Annotated in this window: 13 protein-coding genes and 1 pseudogene; 10 read left to right on the top strand and 4 right to left on the bottom strand. The window is 33.4% G+C overall.

Translation table 11 applies throughout. The annotated features are described in order from the left end of the window. Nucleotides 1–20: 20 nt before the first annotated feature. A complete protein-coding gene (locus MHH42_RS17305) occupies nt 21–965 on the top strand; it encodes a glycerophosphodiester phosphodiesterase (protein ID WP_001226355.1) in 945 nt (314 codons plus the stop codon). Between the two features lie 106 nt (nt 966–1,071). Here the strand turns inward: MHH42_RS17305 and MHH42_RS17300 are convergent, their stop codons facing one another. Further along, nucleotides 1,072–1,581, bottom strand: coding sequence for a DUF3916 domain-containing protein (locus tag MHH42_RS17300; RefSeq protein WP_340893663.1), 510 nt, complete (start codon nt 1,579–1,581; stop codon nt 1,072–1,074). Further along, on the bottom strand, nt 1,574–2,425 hold the full coding sequence (locus MHH42_RS17295; protein WP_097953774.1) for a LysR family transcriptional regulator: 852 nt from the start codon (nt 2,423–2,425) through the stop codon (nt 1,574–1,576). The genes MHH42_RS17300 and MHH42_RS17295 overlap by 8 nt, the downstream gene beginning before the upstream one ends. An 86-nt stretch (nt 2,426–2,511) precedes the next feature. Here MHH42_RS17295 and MHH42_RS17290 point away from each other — a divergent pair, with 86 nt between their 5' ends. Then, nucleotides 2,512–3,744, top strand: a complete 1,233-nt coding sequence (locus MHH42_RS17290) for an MFS transporter (protein WP_140154009.1) — start codon at nt 2,512–2,514, stop codon at nt 3,742–3,744. Nucleotides 3,745–3,855: 111 nt separating this feature from the next. On the opposite strand, the gene MHH42_RS17285 is transcribed toward MHH42_RS17290, so the two are convergent. Then, nucleotides 3,856–4,086, bottom strand: a complete 231-nt coding sequence (locus tag MHH42_RS17285) for a hypothetical protein (RefSeq protein ID WP_000798812.1) — start codon at nt 4,084–4,086, stop codon at nt 3,856–3,858. A gap of 257 nt (nt 4,087–4,343) precedes the next feature. Here MHH42_RS17285 and MHH42_RS17280 point away from each other — a divergent pair, with 257 nt between their 5' ends. From MHH42_RS17280 to MHH42_RS17245, 8 genes and pseudogenes are all read left to right on the top strand, one after another. Continuing rightward, nucleotides 4,344–5,471 (top strand): serine hydrolase domain-containing protein, encoded by a 1,128-nt coding sequence (locus MHH42_RS17280; RefSeq protein ID WP_098638037.1) that lies wholly within the window; start codon nt 4,344–4,346, stop codon nt 5,469–5,471. 301 nt (nt 5,472–5,772) lie between these two features. Further along, nucleotides 5,773–6,930, top strand: coding sequence for an agmatine deiminase family protein (locus tag MHH42_RS17275; RefSeq protein ID WP_340893659.1), 1,158 nt, complete (start codon nt 5,773–5,775; stop codon nt 6,928–6,930). 322 nt (nt 6,931–7,252) lie between these two features. Continuing rightward, on the top strand, nt 7,253–7,669 hold the full coding sequence (gene psiE / locus MHH42_RS17270; protein ID WP_340893657.1) for a phosphate-starvation-inducible protein PsiE: 417 nt from the start codon (nt 7,253–7,255) through the stop codon (nt 7,667–7,669). Between the two features lie 182 nt (nt 7,670–7,851). Further along, nucleotides 7,852–8,784 carry a bestrophin family protein gene (locus MHH42_RS17265; RefSeq protein WP_340893655.1) on the top strand — a complete coding sequence of 311 codons (933 nt, stop codon included), beginning with the start codon at nt 7,852–7,854 and terminating at the stop codon, nt 8,782–8,784. 254 nt (nt 8,785–9,038) lie between these two features. After that, nucleotides 9,039–10,015, top strand: a pseudogene (locus MHH42_RS17260) (agmatine deiminase family protein). A gap of 102 nt (nt 10,016–10,117) precedes the next feature. After that, nucleotides 10,118–10,939: a MerR family transcriptional regulator gene (locus tag MHH42_RS17255; protein ID WP_098000543.1), complete on the top strand. Its 822-nt coding sequence runs from the start codon at nt 10,118–10,120 to the stop codon at nt 10,937–10,939. Nucleotides 10,940–11,122: 183 nt separating this feature from the next. Further along, on the top strand, nt 11,123–12,865 hold the full coding sequence (locus tag MHH42_RS17250; RefSeq protein WP_000823348.1) for an amidohydrolase: 1,743 nt from the start codon (nt 11,123–11,125) through the stop codon (nt 12,863–12,865). A 107-nt stretch (nt 12,866–12,972) separates the two neighbouring features. Continuing rightward, entirely contained in the window at nt 12,973–14,019 is a 1,047-nt protein-coding gene (locus MHH42_RS17245; protein ID WP_340893651.1) for an agmatine deiminase family protein, read from the top strand. A gap of 50 nt (nt 14,020–14,069) precedes the next feature. Here MHH42_RS17245 and pepF read toward each other — a convergent pair whose 3' ends face one another. Then, entirely contained in the window at nt 14,070–15,857 is a 1,788-nt protein-coding gene (gene pepF, locus MHH42_RS17240) for an oligoendopeptidase F (RefSeq protein ID WP_098637518.1), read from the bottom strand. Between the last annotated feature and the right edge of the window lie 15 nt (nt 15,858–15,872).

Here is a 15,872-nt window from a genome sequence, read left to right as displayed (position 1 = left end):
ACGTAGGAAGGGTTAGAAGGATGAGAAAAATTATTAGCGTTTTAGTTATTTTCTTTATGACGGGAAGTATCTTTGCTGGGGGAGCTGTTCATGCGAAATCAGAAGGGAAGCATGAATGGAATACGAATAAGTTTTTAAATATTGCACATCGCGGAGCAAGTGGACATGCACCTGAGCATACTTTTACTTCTTATGATCTTGTGAAAAAAATGAAAGCGGATTATTTGGAGTTAGATATTCAATTAACAAAGGATGGCCAATTAATTGCAATGCATGATACAGCAGTTGATCGAACTACAAATGGTACAGGTGAAGTACGAGATAAAACGTTAAGTGAAATAAAGAGTTTAGATGCAGGGTCATGGTTCAATAAAGCTTATCCAGAAAAGGCTAAGCAAGAGTATATTGGTCAAAAAGTTCCGACTCTTGAAGAAATCTTTCAGAAGTACGGAAGAAGTATGAAGTATTATATTGAAACAAAATCGCCAGATGTGTATCCAGGAATGGAAGAGAAATTATTAGCGTTATTAAAAAAATATAATTTAATAGGTCAGAACATGTCTTCTAGTCGTGTTATGATTCAATCATTTAGTAAAGATAGCTTAAAAAAGATTCATAGTATGAATGAAAATATTCCGTTAGTCCAACTACTTTGGTATTATCCAAATGATAACAACGAGATTGTTGAATGGTCTGGCATTACACATGAGCCGAAAAGTGTAACGCATGATGATTTTCAAGAAATTAAAAAGTATGCAGTCGGTATTGGGCCAAACTTACGTAATGATAATGGAGAGTTAATTATTGATGAGTCATATATGAAAAAGGCTAGGGAAAATCACCTGCTTATTCATCCGTATACAATTAATGAGAAACCAGATATGAGATTGTTAATTAAATGGGGTGCTACAGGAATGTTTACAAATTATCCGGATCGGTTACATAGTGTTTTAAAAGGAAAATAAATAGGGAAAAAGGTATACCAATATTTTAGGTATACCTTTTTCTATGATGTAAAATGAGTGGTTACTGTTTCAGGGTAGATTCAAATAATAGAGTTCAGTGCATTCTTCACGCTAATTCTCCAATAAACCAAATCTCTTTTTTAGAGCATTCATCTTCGTCATGAATGATTTCTTGAAAGTGCAATGTTTTGACGGTATGCCAAATTTTAATTCCCCATTTTTCCCAAAAAACAGATTCATTTGAAAGCGGAATCCATTTTTGAAATTCACTATTTCTATGGAAAAAAGTATGAAAGTAGTCATCGTTTTTAAATATGATAATTTGAGAGCGCCATAAATCTGCAATGGAAATCATAACTACAACTCGATATGTATTTGTGTCGTTCGGTTTCATTTTCAATAATTGATTTGCTTGATTTAATAAAGTTTGAATACACAATCTCTTTACTTTCCTAGGGGTTTTTTGAGAGTTAATAAAAGCTTGTGAAACAGGTAAAGGCATATACCAATATTGATTATGATAGAAAGTAGAAGGGAATGTATTCGTATATTCTTCAATTCGTTTAATCATAGTATTTGTTTTTCGTTTCATACCACGTATTTTCTTTTCACGCATTGTGAGTCATCTCCATAAATTTTTGTAATGCAGCTGAGTGAAAAATATCTTTTCTCGTAATAAAAGTAGTAGGAACTTTTTTGAAGCTATTTGGTAAAGGGTTGAATGATACGTCATGTTTATGACCATTTAAGATAGATTTCATCATAATTGCTATGCCCATACCTGATTTTACACATGCGAGTATCGCTTCAATCGTTCCAAACTCTAAAACTCGTTTAGGTGAAATTCCTTCTTCTTGAAGCCAGTCTTCTAATAACCTTCTATAATAGCAACCGTGACTAAAGGTAAGTAAATTCATGTCTCCTATGTCTTGGAAAGAGGATAAAGGATTTTTGCTAATGAGAACTAATTCTTCTTCACGAAATACATTTGCACGAAGTTCAGCGTGCTGAGTAGTTCCAGCGATAAATGCTCCGTCTAGTTTTCGGTCTAATACGAGATGGGTTAGCTGTTCCGTCGTATTTGTTTCTAAAACTAATTCGACTTGTGGGTAATTCTCATAGTAGTTCGCTAATATGGAAGGAATCCGAACAGCTGTTGTGGATTCTGTACATCCGATTTTTAAAGTGCCTTTTGGTTCGGTTCCATTACTTTGGACCGCTTTAACAGATTGCTCCATTAAGTGGATGATTTGTTTTGCGTATGTTAATAAAATCTCGCCGTTAGAAGTTAAAGTAACACCTTTTCCATTTCGATAAAATAAAGGCACACCTAATTCGTTTTCTAGTTGTTTCATACGCATCGTTACGCCAGATTGTACATAGTTTAAATTTTTTGCAGCATGAGATATATTTCTTTCTTTTGCAACTTCGTAAAAAACAGTTAAATCTTTTATGTCCACGTATCATCCCTCCGAAAAAAGTATCAATTTTTTTGATGGATTATATGATTAATATTTATTTTATATGATATCAAAAATTTCATACAATGGAAGGGGATGGAGGGATCTTAATGCTAATGAAAGAGAATGTGAACAGTACTTATAAGTGGATGATGTTAATTTTTGCGACGATTGCTCAAACGACAGCGACACTTATAACGTATGGTGTCGGAGCTTTCGCTTTATTTTGGAAGGAAGAATACGCACTTACGAATATGGAGAGTGGGTTATTAGTAAGCGTTGTAAATATTGGACCGCTATTTTGCATGCTTTTTGTTGGGAAGCTACTGGATCAATATAATGAAAAATGGTTAATTACTATCAGTTCATTTTTACTCGGAGGTTCGCTCTTACTGACTAATATAGTAAATGGATTTAAAGGGTTACTCTTTGTCCTTTTGTTAGTAGGAATGTTTTATAGTGTTTCCCAGCCGGGAGGAAGTAAAGTGATACTAAAATGGTTCTCAAAAGAAAATCGTGGGTTAGCAATGGGGATCAGGCAAGCCGGTATACCTATTGGTGGTGTACTAGCGGGAGTATTAATTCCGTTACTTGTAATAAAATATAATTTGTCTTATGCGATACATGTAATAGGAAGCATTTGTATAATAGGTGGTCTTTTATTTTCTATATTTTATCGAGATTCATGTGTTCGGAAGGAAGGGAAAGAAGAACGTATAAAAACCTCTTTTTGGGTGCAGTTAAAATCAGTGATGCATAAAAAAGCGTTGTATCCAATTTATATAACTGGTATTTGCATGATTTCATTACAAATGGTGTTAGTTGGACATTTTATAAATTTTTTAGTAATGGAACAATCAATTACACCTATTTTAGCCGGAAAAGTATTTTCAGTTATGTTCTTTTCTGGAATGATTGGCCGTATTACATTGGCAGCTGTTAGTGATTTGTGTTATAAGGGAAACCGGCGCATCCCTTTATTTATATCGGTCTGCACTTCTATCTGTTTTATTCTTATGTTAGTAATGAATATACATACAATAAGGAGTGAGTTCTTGTATGTTGTAAGTGCATTGTTAGGGTTCTTTTCGATTGGCTGGTTCAGTCTTTTTATTATTGAAGTTGCAGAAACGGCAAGTGAAGAATCTGTAGGGATGACAGTGAGTTTTGCTCTTACATTAAATCAAATTGCTATTATTGTTGCACCTGTCTTATTTGGGTATATTGTAGATCAGAAAGGGTATACGTATGCGTGGTTGTGTATAGTTGTATTACTAAGTATTTCAGTACTCAGCTTATATAGGGAGAATAAAAAATAAAGGAAAGTTAGCAATGTGAATTTTTGGTGAAGAAAATATAAAGAAATGCCATATGAGCGACATTTCTTATTGAATATGCTGTATAATCAAAAAAGAAAATGAGATTCGTTTTCAATTACGTTCATTTCCTCTTTTGAAATTACCTGTAATTTTAGCCATAATCAGTTGTTTTTCTTTATCGTTATTTGCATGATTTATTTTGTTTAAAAATTTTTCAGCGTCATTTCCTTTTAAAATCATAATTTGTTTTCCGTAATATTCAATTAAAACTATGTTGTTCTTTGTTATCCGATAATGAAACATTCTATCATCTAAACGATTGCGTCTATCGGTATTTTTCATATTACATCTCCATTCTGTATGATGTGTAACAAATGTTACATAAGAAATTGAAATTATAGTCAGGTGCATCCGATTGTATGCTGGATATTTTTTAAGAAAGAAATACAATAGAGAGTAGTTGAAAGTTGAATGTGATAAAAAGGAATCTAATTTAAATAAAGAGAATAGCAAGTAATATTATAAAATATCTGAAAATTAAAAGGTATAGAATAGAATGGATGCACGTTAAGTGAAACTAGAAAAAGAGGGTTCCTATTATGTTAAAGAAATGGTTAATCGTTTTCTTTATTTTTGCTGTTTTTTGTGGGAGTGTCGTTGCACTAATACATGCAAAGAAAGATAAAAAATATGATATAAAGGCATTTTCGAATATAATTGATAAGCAAAAGGACGAGCAGCAAGAAGTTAGTATAAACGAGAAAAAACGCTATGAAAGTGCAGCGGGAAAACTAGATCAATATTTAAAAGATAAAGGGTTTAATGGGAGTGTTCTAGTAGCTAGCAAAGGTCATGTGATTTTACGAAAAGGTTACGGCTATGCGAATGTGAAAGATAAAATGTTAACAACGCCAAGAACGAAGTATCGTATCGGTTCCATTACGAAAACAGTCGTTGCAATATCTATTATGCAACTAAGAGAAAAAGGGAAATTAAATATTGAAGACAATGTCAATAAGTATATTCCATCGTTTCCGGCAGATAAAAACATTACGTTACGAAATTTGTTAACACATACGTCCGGGTTACCAGAACAGGGGCAAGGGAGTGTTGATGCAGCGTCACGTTTAAAGTTAGTAACGTGGATTGGTGAGCAAACGTTACAATTTCCTGCAGGGACAGGATGGAAATATACAGATTATAATTATATGGTGTTAGCGTATATTGTCGAAAAGCTTACGAATAAACCGCTTGCTGAATATGTGAAAGAAAATATTTTTAATCCTGTTGGAATGCATGAATCTGGAATGGGGGCAACTCTTCCAGAAGATATTTTCCTAGCGGAAGGTTATACGAAAAAAGATAATGAATTAATAGATGCGCCTCGCTTAAAAATGAACTGGCTATATGGTTGTGGTGAAATGTATACGACTGTTGAAGATATGAAAAAATTAGATGAGGCTATTATAGATGGGAAATTGCTTTCTAAGCAAGGCTTATCTGATATGTTTACTGTATCACCTGCAAGAAAATATGGATTTAGTTTCTATATTTACCCAGACTATTATCATAATCATGGGGTATTAGCTGGTTGGAACACATTTAATAATTTTAACTGGGATAAACGAACGTTTGTTATATTATTCTCTAACGTACAGAATGGTATGAATGATACGTTTAATCAAGAGTTTAGAAAAATGGCGAATGATTTAATAGAAGAAAAATAAATGTTTAAAAATCGGTATTGATATGAAATGATCAATACCGATTTTTTTTATTTAATAATGTTTTATTTAGTGAACAAGCAAGTATGAGAAGGGAGTAAGATTAGAATAAATTTATGAAGGAAGTTAAAAAATAGTAATGTTAAATAGAGGGGGTTACTTTGTGAATGCCCTCTATTTTTATTGGAATTTTACGATTATCACGTGGGAGGATAATTGGTAATTTTTACATCGATGAAAAAGCTTGAGCTTCACACTATGTGAAGCTTTACATTATTGAAGACAAGAACAGGAGGGGCAGAAAATGAAAAAAGTAGTGAAGTTTTGTTTGATAGCTACATTAGCTACAACGGTTATAAGTGGATGTTCTTATGAAGGTGGAAATGAAAATGCAAAAGGGAAAGAGAATGAGAAGGTAGAGGTACAGAAAAAGATTGGAAAATACACGATGCCGGATGAAACAGATAAACATGAAGGTACATGGCTACAATGGCCACATGAATACACATATGGTCAAGAGTATCAACAAGAAGTTGAACCTATTTGGGTTAAGATGGCAAGTGCTTTAACTACGGGTGAAAAAGTCCACATTGTTGCATATGACCAGGAAGAAAAAGAGAGAATCAATAAGCTTTTAACAGATGAAGGGCTAAATATGGAGAAGATTGATTTCTTTATAGCACCTACGGATGATGTATGGGCAAGAGATAGTGGACCAATTTTTGTTTATGACAATGATAAAAATCTAAAAATATTAGATCCAGCATTTAATGGTTGGGGGAATAAAACACCTTACAAAAATGATGCTCGTATTCGTGAGAACGTTAGTAAGCAATTAGGGATTGAAAGAATTGATTGGGGGAAATTTGTCCTTGAAGGTGGCGCAATTGAATTAGATAGCAATGGGACTGCTTTATTAACTCGAAGTTCTGTAACGAATAAAAATAGAAATCCTGATTTATCGGAAAAGGAAATTGAAAAATATATAAGTGACCTTGGGGTGTCAAACATTATTTGGTTAGATGGAGTACCTAATTTAGATATTACGGACTTTCATATTGATGGATTTGCTAAATTCCATAATAAATCTACTATTGTAACGATGAAAGAAGACGACCTAGCCGAATGGGGTTTGTCTAACAAAGATATGGATACATTGTTAGATGCAAAAAATGCTTCAGGAAAGAAGTATAAGTATGAATACTTACCACTTAGTAAAGACAAGGTTGCTTTAGAAAATGGGAAAACTCTTGATTATAAGGGATCATATATCAATTATTATATTGGGAATAAAGTGGTATTGGTGCCTAATTATAATGATCCAAATGATAAAATCGCAAACGACGCGATTCAGAAGTTATACCCGGATCGTAAAGTAGTAGGTATTGATGTGAGAGAACTTTATAAAAATGGCGGTATGATTCATTGTGTGACACAACAACAACCAATTCAATTGAAATAATCGTTTGGAGTTTCGTTATACTGCTGTATAGACAAAATAGATGAAATACTATCTTTACCTATTTTGTCATGCTTTATTATTCGTAAAAATAAAACGTTTTAATATAATGATAATCGGAGTATAGTGTATTGTCGCTTTTCGTTTTATCCCGCTATTTGCGGGTAGTAAGACTCTCACCTTAAAACTCGACTCGAAAAAAGAAGTTAGGTGGGAGTCGGGCTGTCCATAAACGCCCGATTAGTGTGGGCTAATAATCAGTAGGGGGTGAACAACCCCCCTACTGATTAAAGTTTCACTTTATATGGAAAAGGAGAAAATGTTTGTGTTAAAGAACTTAAAAATAGTATTTTCGTTTTTCCCTATCGTTCTACAGTACATTTTAAATGTAGCTTTGATTTGTTTAGGGGTTGTTCTAAGTGTGTTTCTTGTGAAAGAAGTCATTCAATTTATAAAAGAACTGAAATTAAATGGTGAGGAATCTAGTTATCATTTGATCGATAGTATCGTCGTATTCTTTTTATATTTTGAATTCATCGTAATGATTATAAAGTATTTTCAAATGAATTTTCATTTTCCATTACGATATTTTATATATATAGGTATAACAGCTATCGTTCGTCTCATTATTATAAATCATGATAGTCCAATAGATATATTGTTATACGCCTGCGCGATTCTTGTATTAATTAGTGCTTTATTCATTGCGAACTCTAAAATAATGCGTCGTGATTTAGAATAGTGAACATTTGTTGTTTAAATTTTAAAAGTGGTATATCTTTTGGCTCAAAAAGGAGTAAGAGTATTGAAAGAAATAATTTTCACCAGTTTCGTAATGATAGGGTTTATGATTCTACTATTTAATTGTATACTTTCGTAATTTTTAAGGATAAAAAGTTAAAAAGGGAAGAGGCTTTTGTAAATATGGTACATTACAATAATCAAAATAGTTTACATCGAATATTTACATTAAAGGGAACAGTTATAAGAGATATTTTCCCACAAATTTTATTATATATGTGCATTTCAACAGTAATCACTGTGATTAATTACTATTATGCAGAAATAAAAATTAATCAAACTCCTTGGGTAATTGTTGGAGGAGCTTTAGGTCTACTGTTAGTTTTTCGTACGAACACTGCCTATGATCGGTACTGGGAAGGTAGAAAGTTATTTGGCACGATTGGTGCTTCTACTAGAAACTTAGCAGTTAGTTTTTTATGTCATTGGGAGTCTGAAGAGAAAAAGACGGATCAGGAAAAGCTAAAATTTTTACATTTATTAATTGCTTTTCCTAAGATAGCGAAAGGGCATTTGAGAGACGATAAAGATCTAACTGAAATAAAAGCATTGCTTAATATTTGTTCCGAGAAGGAAAAGGAAATATTGGCGGAGTCTATTCATTTACCAATTAGTATAGCTTTTATGTTAAAAACTATACTATCAAAAGGTTTAAAAACGGGTCGAATTCATCCAAATGTAATAATTAATATGGAAGCTGATTTGAATAATTTGCTTACGGCTGTGGGTGGATGTGATCGTATTAAAACAACGCCTATCCCATTTGCATATTTTGCTCATATTAAAATTTTACTGCTCATATTTTGCGGGACTTTACCGATCGGGCTTGTTGATAGTCTTGGATGGTTTACAGTACTTGCAACTACGTTTATAAGTTTTGCATTTATAGGGATTGAAGCAATAGGGGTTGAAATTGAAGATCCATTTGGCCAGGACCCAAACGATCTTCCATTAGAAGGGATTTGTATAGGAGTAGAAACACATGTATTAGATTTATGTAATCAAAACGGTTTGCTCGAAGTAATGGATATGAATCTTGATAGAAAAATCAGCTAATCATTCATTGGGTATGATGATTATATTTTTAATGTTGTATGAAAAGCGTTATTTTCAAATCTTGTCAAGAGTTACTTTACGGCTTAACGACAGCTATATATTTTTTATATAAATATATAATATTTCTCCGTGCTATAATCCATTCATGAAATGTGCACGTTTCAAAAATTGTAATGAAAAGAGAAATGGATTGGGGAATAGTTGGCTGATTGAAATCAGTTATGTAATCATTATTAAAAAGCGAGGTAAATAAAATGGAACAAAAACATAGTGGCATTATTTTTACTGCAATACCAGACGAATCGAATGAATATTATCAACCATTGTATGAAGACATTATTTACTTTAATGAATACTTAAATGAAAAAAATCATTTACCGATCAACTTATATCTTTATCTGTTGAAGAGCAAGACTTTCATACAAACTTCTTTGAGTATGATGATATTTGGCTAAGAGATGTTGCGCCAGTTATAACGAATCATCTTGTTAAATTTAAATATTACCCAAACTATTTACCAGAGGATCAAGGGCGATATTTAGATCAACAATTTAATAAATGGTTGAAGAAAAATGAATTTGAGTATGTGAAATCACCATTAATATTGGATGGTGGCAATCTTATTTGGAATAAAAAAGATACTGTTATATTAACAGAACGCATATTTGATGAAAACGATGATTGGACGGAAGAGGAAATAATTGAGCAATTAGAGTGGGATTTAGATGTAAGCCGGGTTATTATTATTCCTGCTGAAGAAGGAGATGTACTTGCGCACGCGGACGGAATGGTTAAATTTATTGATGAACACACAATGTTTATTAGTGATTTTCTAGGTGATAATGAATTTAGATATCATGTGCAAGAGATTATTCAAGAGCAAATGCCAGAAGCTGAATTTATCGTTGTTCCTTCGTCATATACAGAGAAAGGGCAATATGATCAAGAAATTGCATCGGCAAAAGGTTTATATATAAATATGTTAGAAACATGTGACGCCCTTTATGTTCCTAAGTTTGGATTAGCAAAAGACGGGGAAGTTTTACGATATATTCAACAGCATACGGAAAAACAAGTCATTCAAATTCATGTAGGAGAAATATCGACTATGGGAGGTGCAATGAATTGTTTAACGTGGTATTGTCCGAGTCATTTATTGCCTTCAAAAATGAAAAGATTGAGCAATCAGGGTGAAAGTTCTTCAATTAGAAAAATTTTTGATTGGTTTTAATAAGGTGAAACTTTAATTAGAGGAGGCCATCCCCTCTAATTATTAGCCCATACCAATCGGGATGAATAAGTTTATAAGAAAATGTATTCAAGGGGTATTTATATGTATACAATTACTGAATTTTCACGAATTTGTAAAATGAGTACACGGATGCTAAGGCATTATGACAAAGAAGAGATATTAAAACCAGCATATGTGAATCCGGTAAATGGATATAGATATTATGAACAAGGGCAGCTGGAAGTAGCGTTAAAAATTAAAAAGCTGAGGGAGTACAAGTTTCCTTTACCAAAAATTAAAATCATTCTCCAGTCAGCAGATCAAGATTCGTTTGTTGAACATATGCAATCTCAAATTATGGAGTTATCTCATGAAGTGAAACAAAATTTACAGGTTATTTCAGAAATGAATGAAATAGTAAATATGAATAAAGGTCTAAATATTGCTCGCCATAGAAGTTACGATGTATTAATTGGAATGAGAAATGAAATAACAGTAATTGCTCAAAAGTTACAAATAGATATAGACGATATGGATGATTATTTTTATGACTTATATGAACAAGTACAAAAAAATAGCTTTCAAATAGTCGGTTCTCCATCTACAGTTTTTTATGATGAAGAGTATATTCCAAATCGCAGCCATATAGAATTAAGAATTCCGATTATGGATGAAGATAATAAAGGTGTATTACAAGAGTGCGACATAAAAAGGCTAAAGCAGCATCAAATTGTTACCACTTTGCATTATGGCAGCTATGACTATATAGGTTATGCTTATATGGCGTTAGAAGAGTGGGTTGAAAGGAATGGCTATATACTAGAGAGTCATCCATATGAAGTCTATATAAAGGGACCAGAATGTGATTGTTTAACAGAAGAGTATGTGACACAAATTTGTTTTTTAGTTACGAAAATAGAATGAGAATAAGGATTGACATTAACATTATGTCAATCCTTATTCTATATACGAAAGTAATTTATCCCGCTATTTTTTTGGAGTCAGGCTGTCCGTAAAAGCCTGATGGATGTGGGCAAATAATTAGTGAGGGATGGAGTCCACCACTAATTAAAGTTTCATTTTATCATAATAAAAAGGAGAAAGAATATGAAAAGAAAAATCATGATTATTTGTTTGATTCTAAGTATGGTATGGATTTCAGCGTGTACGCCTGAAGTAGGAGAAGGTGAGAATGGTAGCTCTGCTCTACCTGGTCAGTTGCCCAAAAATGTAGTGTTTAAAAATGGTACAATTTACACTTCTAATGAAAAGCAAGAAATGGCAGAAGCTATAGAGATTAAAGATGGGAAAATTACTTTTGTTGGTTCAAATAAGGATGTAGAAAAATTGATTAATAAAGATACGAAAGTGATAAATCTACAAGGACGTCAACTTCTTCCTGGTTTTGTGGATAATCATAATCATATTTTTGAAGCGAAATCACCAGCAGCAGGGAATTGCAGTGTCTCACCAGATGCTGCGTTGCAAGAACAACGCTCGTATTTAAATGCTTGTAAAAAAGATGTGAAAGATGGGGAATGGATAAGTGGAACAGGATTTAGTTTGGAAGAGCTGTTAAAAAATATGGATGAAAAGTCAGAACAACAAACGCCATTACAAGTTCTTGATGAGCTATTTCCTAATAACCCAGTATTAATTATGGAAAGAACCTCTCATTCTGTATGGGTTAACTCGAAAGCATTGGAGTTGGCTGGGATAAATAAAGATACGAAAGATCCACAAGGTGGAAGAATTATTCGGGATCCAGAAACAGGAGAACCGTTTGGTATTCTTTATGATACAGCTGGAGATATCGTAATGGAAAAAGCATGGAATGCCCAACCGAATTTGTTCGAAAAAAATTATGAAGGTTTGCTGGACGGCTTAGATGAAGTTGCGAAGAATGGTATTACTACAGTGGGGGATGGACGTCTCTATTGGAAACGAGGCTGGTTAGATGTTTGGAATAAAGTAAATGATGAGAAAAAGTTAACGTCACGAGTAGTACTTCGTCCGTGGGTGTATCCGAACTTAAATGAAGCAGAACAAATCGAGTATTTCCAAAAGATTAAGCGAGATGATTTGTCGTCACGCATGCTTATTAATCAAGTGAAGATGTATAGTGATGGAATTAGTATTAACAGTACAGCGAAAACGCTTGAAAAATATAAATTTGAGTGGTTTAAAGGAACCCCGTATGGTTTGAACTATATTCCAGAAGAAAAAATGAAATGGTGGTTAACTGAACTTAATAAACTTGGTTACGGTGCACTTATTCACACAATTGGAGATAGTGGAGTAAGAGAGAGTTTAAATGCAATTGAAGCAGCGAAAAAAGAAGGGGCAAAACAGCCGTATACGCTTACGCACGTGGAAATGGTAGAAGATAGTGATATGAATCGTTTTGCTCATTTAGGAGTTAGCGCTGATTTTCAAGTCGGTCATGATTTTGCGGAAGATCCTAAACAAAGCTGGGCAAGTACGTATTTTACAGACCAGCAAATGAAACGAATTATGCCGTTAGGACAAATTTGGAAAACAGGTGCAAATGTATCACTTAGTAGTGATTGGGATGTAAATGAATTGAATCCACTTGTGACGATTTCGAACGCATTAAGTATTGATGAGAAAGGCTTGTCTAATGTACAGGCTGCTATTGATGCTTATACAATTAAGCCAGCTAAGGCACTAGGACTTGATAAGATTACTGGCTCAATTGAAGTAGGAAAATCGGCTGATATCGTAATACTAAATGAGGATATTACTAAAATGAGTGTCGATAAGATTCCGAGTGTGAAAGTATTAATGACAGTTTTACAAGGAGAAGTAGTGTATCACAAGGGAGAATAAAGAGTAACGTTATGAAGTAGTTACAAGCAAATGAATATATTGATGTTGACCTTAACACGATGTCAAAGTATAGACTGGACTTACATTTAGAGAAGGGGTGAACATGTATGAGAAATATAGAAAATAGTTTGTTTTATATGCCTGCAGAATGGGAGAAACATGAGGGGACATGGCTCCAATGGCCTCATGATAAAACGCATAGAGGTGAAGGTTACAGAGCTAAGTTAGATGATATTTGGGTAACGATGGCGAAGGAGCTTCATTACGGAGAGAATGTGCATATTGTTGTATATGATGAAGAAGAAAAAACACATGTCCAATCGAAGCTAATTGAAGAGAACGTAAATATGGATAAAATTGATTTTTTAGTTCAAGAAACTGATGATATATGGATAAGAGATAATGGACCGATATTTGTAAAAGATAAGGAAGAAAATCTCTGCTTAACGCACTGGATTTTTAATGGTTGGGGGGATAAATATCCGTATGAAAATGATGCTGTTATTCCGGACGAAATAAGTGAAATGTATAGCATCCTAAAAGTTGCAGCAAGTGTTTGTCTAGAAGGTGGAGGAATAGAGATAAACGGAAACGGGACCTTAATGGCGGCAAAAACTTCTATTATAAATGAAAATCGAAATCCTACACTAAGTCAGGAAGAGATTGAAATGGAGTTAACGAAGTATTTAGGAGTAACGAATTTTATATGGATAACTGGTATTCGTGGTGAAGATAATTATGATGAAGATACGGATTATCATATTGATGGGGCAGCACGTTTTGTAAATGAAAATACGATTCTTTATGAATATGATCCTTTCGGGGAAGGAGAGGCATACCTTTTGGATGCGCAAGAAAAGCATTATCAAGAATTGCGACAAGCGAGAAATATAGATGGAAGTCCATTTCAACTCATCCCAGTACCAGTAACAAGAAAAGTGGTAAAAGAGGCAGACTGTAAAGGTTCGTATTTGAATTTCTATATTGGAAATGAAGTTGTATTGGTTCCTATATACGGTGATGAACATGATAAGTTAGGACTGCAAATCATTGAAGGGCAGTTTCCAGGAAGAAGAATCGTTGGTATTCATGTAAATGCACTGTATACGTATGGTGGTATGATTCATTGTGTGACGCAGCAACATGTAGAATAAAGTGATTCGAATGAAAAAAGCATGCAGAGTATATACTCTGCATGCTTTTTTTATAATGCTGAAAACTCTTCAACAAGTTGAGTAAAGCGATTTAATGCACTTTCAATCGGTTCTGGCGTAGTTAAATCAACACCAGCTTTTTTCAGTAGGTTTAATGGATAGTCAGAACTTCCACCTTTAAGGAATTCGATATAGTTTTTTTGTGCATTTGGATCACCGCTTAATAATTTATCGGCAATTTGAATGGCAGAGGCGAATCCAGTTGCGTATTTGTACACGTAAAATGGACGATAGAAATGAGGGATTCTAGACCATCCATATTTTACTTCTTCATCAAATACAAGTGCATCACCGTTATATTCTCTAAATAGCTTTTCATAAATTTCGCTAAAGACTTGGGCGTTTAATGGTTTACCTTGTTCGGCCATTTCATGTGTGATTTTTTCAAATTCTGCAAACATGATTTGTGTAAAGAAAGTACCTTTAAAGCTATCGATAAAGTAGTTAATTAAATGATTACGTACGTTCGTTTCTTTCGCTTCTTTTAATAAGTAGTGAATTAATAACACTTCATTTACTGTAGAGGCGACTTCTGCAACAAAAATGGAATAGTGTGCAGAAATTCTTGGTTGGTATCCGTGTGAATAATGCGTATGCATACCGTGACCACACTCATGAGTAAGTGTGAAAAGGCTATTTAAATCATCGTGATGATTTAAAAGAATGAAGGGGTGAACGCCGTATACACCAAAGTTATAAGCGCCAGAACGTTTTCCAGGCGTTTCTCTCACATCTATATATCGTTTATCTTTAAAACCTTTTAATGTTTCAATATACTCTTCTCCTAAAGGAGCAAGTGATGCAATCATAGTATCAAACGCTTCGTCATATGGAATGTCTTGTTTTACACCTTGTACTAAATCGACGCTTAAGTCGTATTGTCTTAGTTCGTCTACATTTAATTTTTCTTTACGAATTTCATTGTATGTATGTAATGTTTGAATGTTTTTTTTCGTTGTATCAATTAGGTTTTCATATACCTCTTTCGGAACCATATCGCCAAATAATGATTTCTCTAAAGCTGATGGATATTTTCTTAGTTTTGAAACAGTAACATTATTTTTAATAGCAGAAGATAATGTAGAAGCGATTGAGTTTTTTAACTGAACATACGGTTTGTAATATGCCTTATAAGCTTCTTTACGTTTCTCACGATTCTCATCTTCTATTAACTTCGAATACATTCCACGTGTTAAGTTCACTTTCTTTCCATCATCATTCGTCACTTCACCAAATGATATATCTGCATTATTTAGCATACCAAATGTATGTTGCGGAGAGGAAAGTGCTTCACCCATTTGGGATAAAATTTCTTCTTGACCCTTATTCAATACGTGTTTTTTATAACGGTATAATTCAAATAAGTCTTCTTTATAGTATAGTAACCCTTCCGTTTCTTCTATGTAAGAGTGTAAAGTGTTTTCTTCTACGCTAAGTAAGAATGGGGAGAAGAATGATTTCGCTGCGCTTACCTTTACATGTAATTGTGATACTTTATCGACAAGGGATTGGGCGTCAGTATCGCGTGTATCAAGATCAGATTGTAATCGCGCATAAGCGAACATTAAAGATAATATGCTAGATATTTCTTCACTCTTTGTTAAATAAGCTAATAAACGATTGCCATCGTGAATATCTCCATTAAATTCTTTTAGTTCAATTGTTAACATTTCTATTTTTTTATAATCATTTTCCCAATCATCAATCGTATCGTAAATATCTGTTAACTTCCATTTTTCATTATCGGGTACTTGTAATCGATCTTTAAGTTCTGTCATAATCATTTCCTTTCT

It is taken from the genome of Bacillus sp. FSL L8-0099 (assembly GCF_038006385.1).
GTDB classification, from domain to species: Bacteria; Bacillota; Bacilli; order Bacillales; family Bacillaceae_G; genus Bacillus_A; species Bacillus_A toyonensis.
Note: the sequence above shows the minus strand (reverse complement) of the source record. Positions and strands in the feature narration are given on the sequence as shown.

Coding starts and splice junctions, on each gene's coding strand:
- MHH42_RS17245 (WP_340893651.1), top strand. CDS start 12,973: ATGAGAAATATAGAAAATAGTTTGTTTTATATGCCTGCAGAATGGGAG.
- MHH42_RS17300 (WP_340893663.1), bottom strand. CDS start 1,581: ATGCGTGAAAAGAAAATACGTGGTATGAAACGAAAAACAAATACTATG.
- pepF (WP_098637518.1), bottom strand. CDS start 15,857: ATGACAGAACTTAAAGATCGATTACAAGTACCCGATAATGAAAAATGG.
- MHH42_RS17250 (WP_000823348.1), top strand. CDS start 11,123: ATGAAAAGAAAAATCATGATTATTTGTTTGATTCTAAGTATGGTATGG.
- MHH42_RS17255 (WP_098000543.1), top strand. CDS start 10,118: ATGTATACAATTACTGAATTTTCACGAATTTGTAAAATGAGTACACGG.
- MHH42_RS17305 (WP_001226355.1), top strand. CDS start 21: ATGAGAAAAATTATTAGCGTTTTAGTTATTTTCTTTATGACGGGAAGT.
- MHH42_RS17265 (WP_340893655.1), top strand. CDS start 7,852: ATGGTACATTACAATAATCAAAATAGTTTACATCGAATATTTACATTA.
- MHH42_RS17285 (WP_000798812.1), bottom strand. CDS start 4,086: ATGAAAAATACCGATAGACGCAATCGTTTAGATGATAGAATGTTTCAT.
- MHH42_RS17275 (WP_340893659.1), top strand. CDS start 5,773: ATGAAAAAAGTAGTGAAGTTTTGTTTGATAGCTACATTAGCTACAACG.
- MHH42_RS17290 (WP_140154009.1), top strand. CDS start 2,512: ATGGAAGGGGATGGAGGGATCTTAATGCTAATGAAAGAGAATGTGAAC.
- MHH42_RS17280 (WP_098638037.1), top strand. CDS start 4,344: ATGTTAAAGAAATGGTTAATCGTTTTCTTTATTTTTGCTGTTTTTTGT.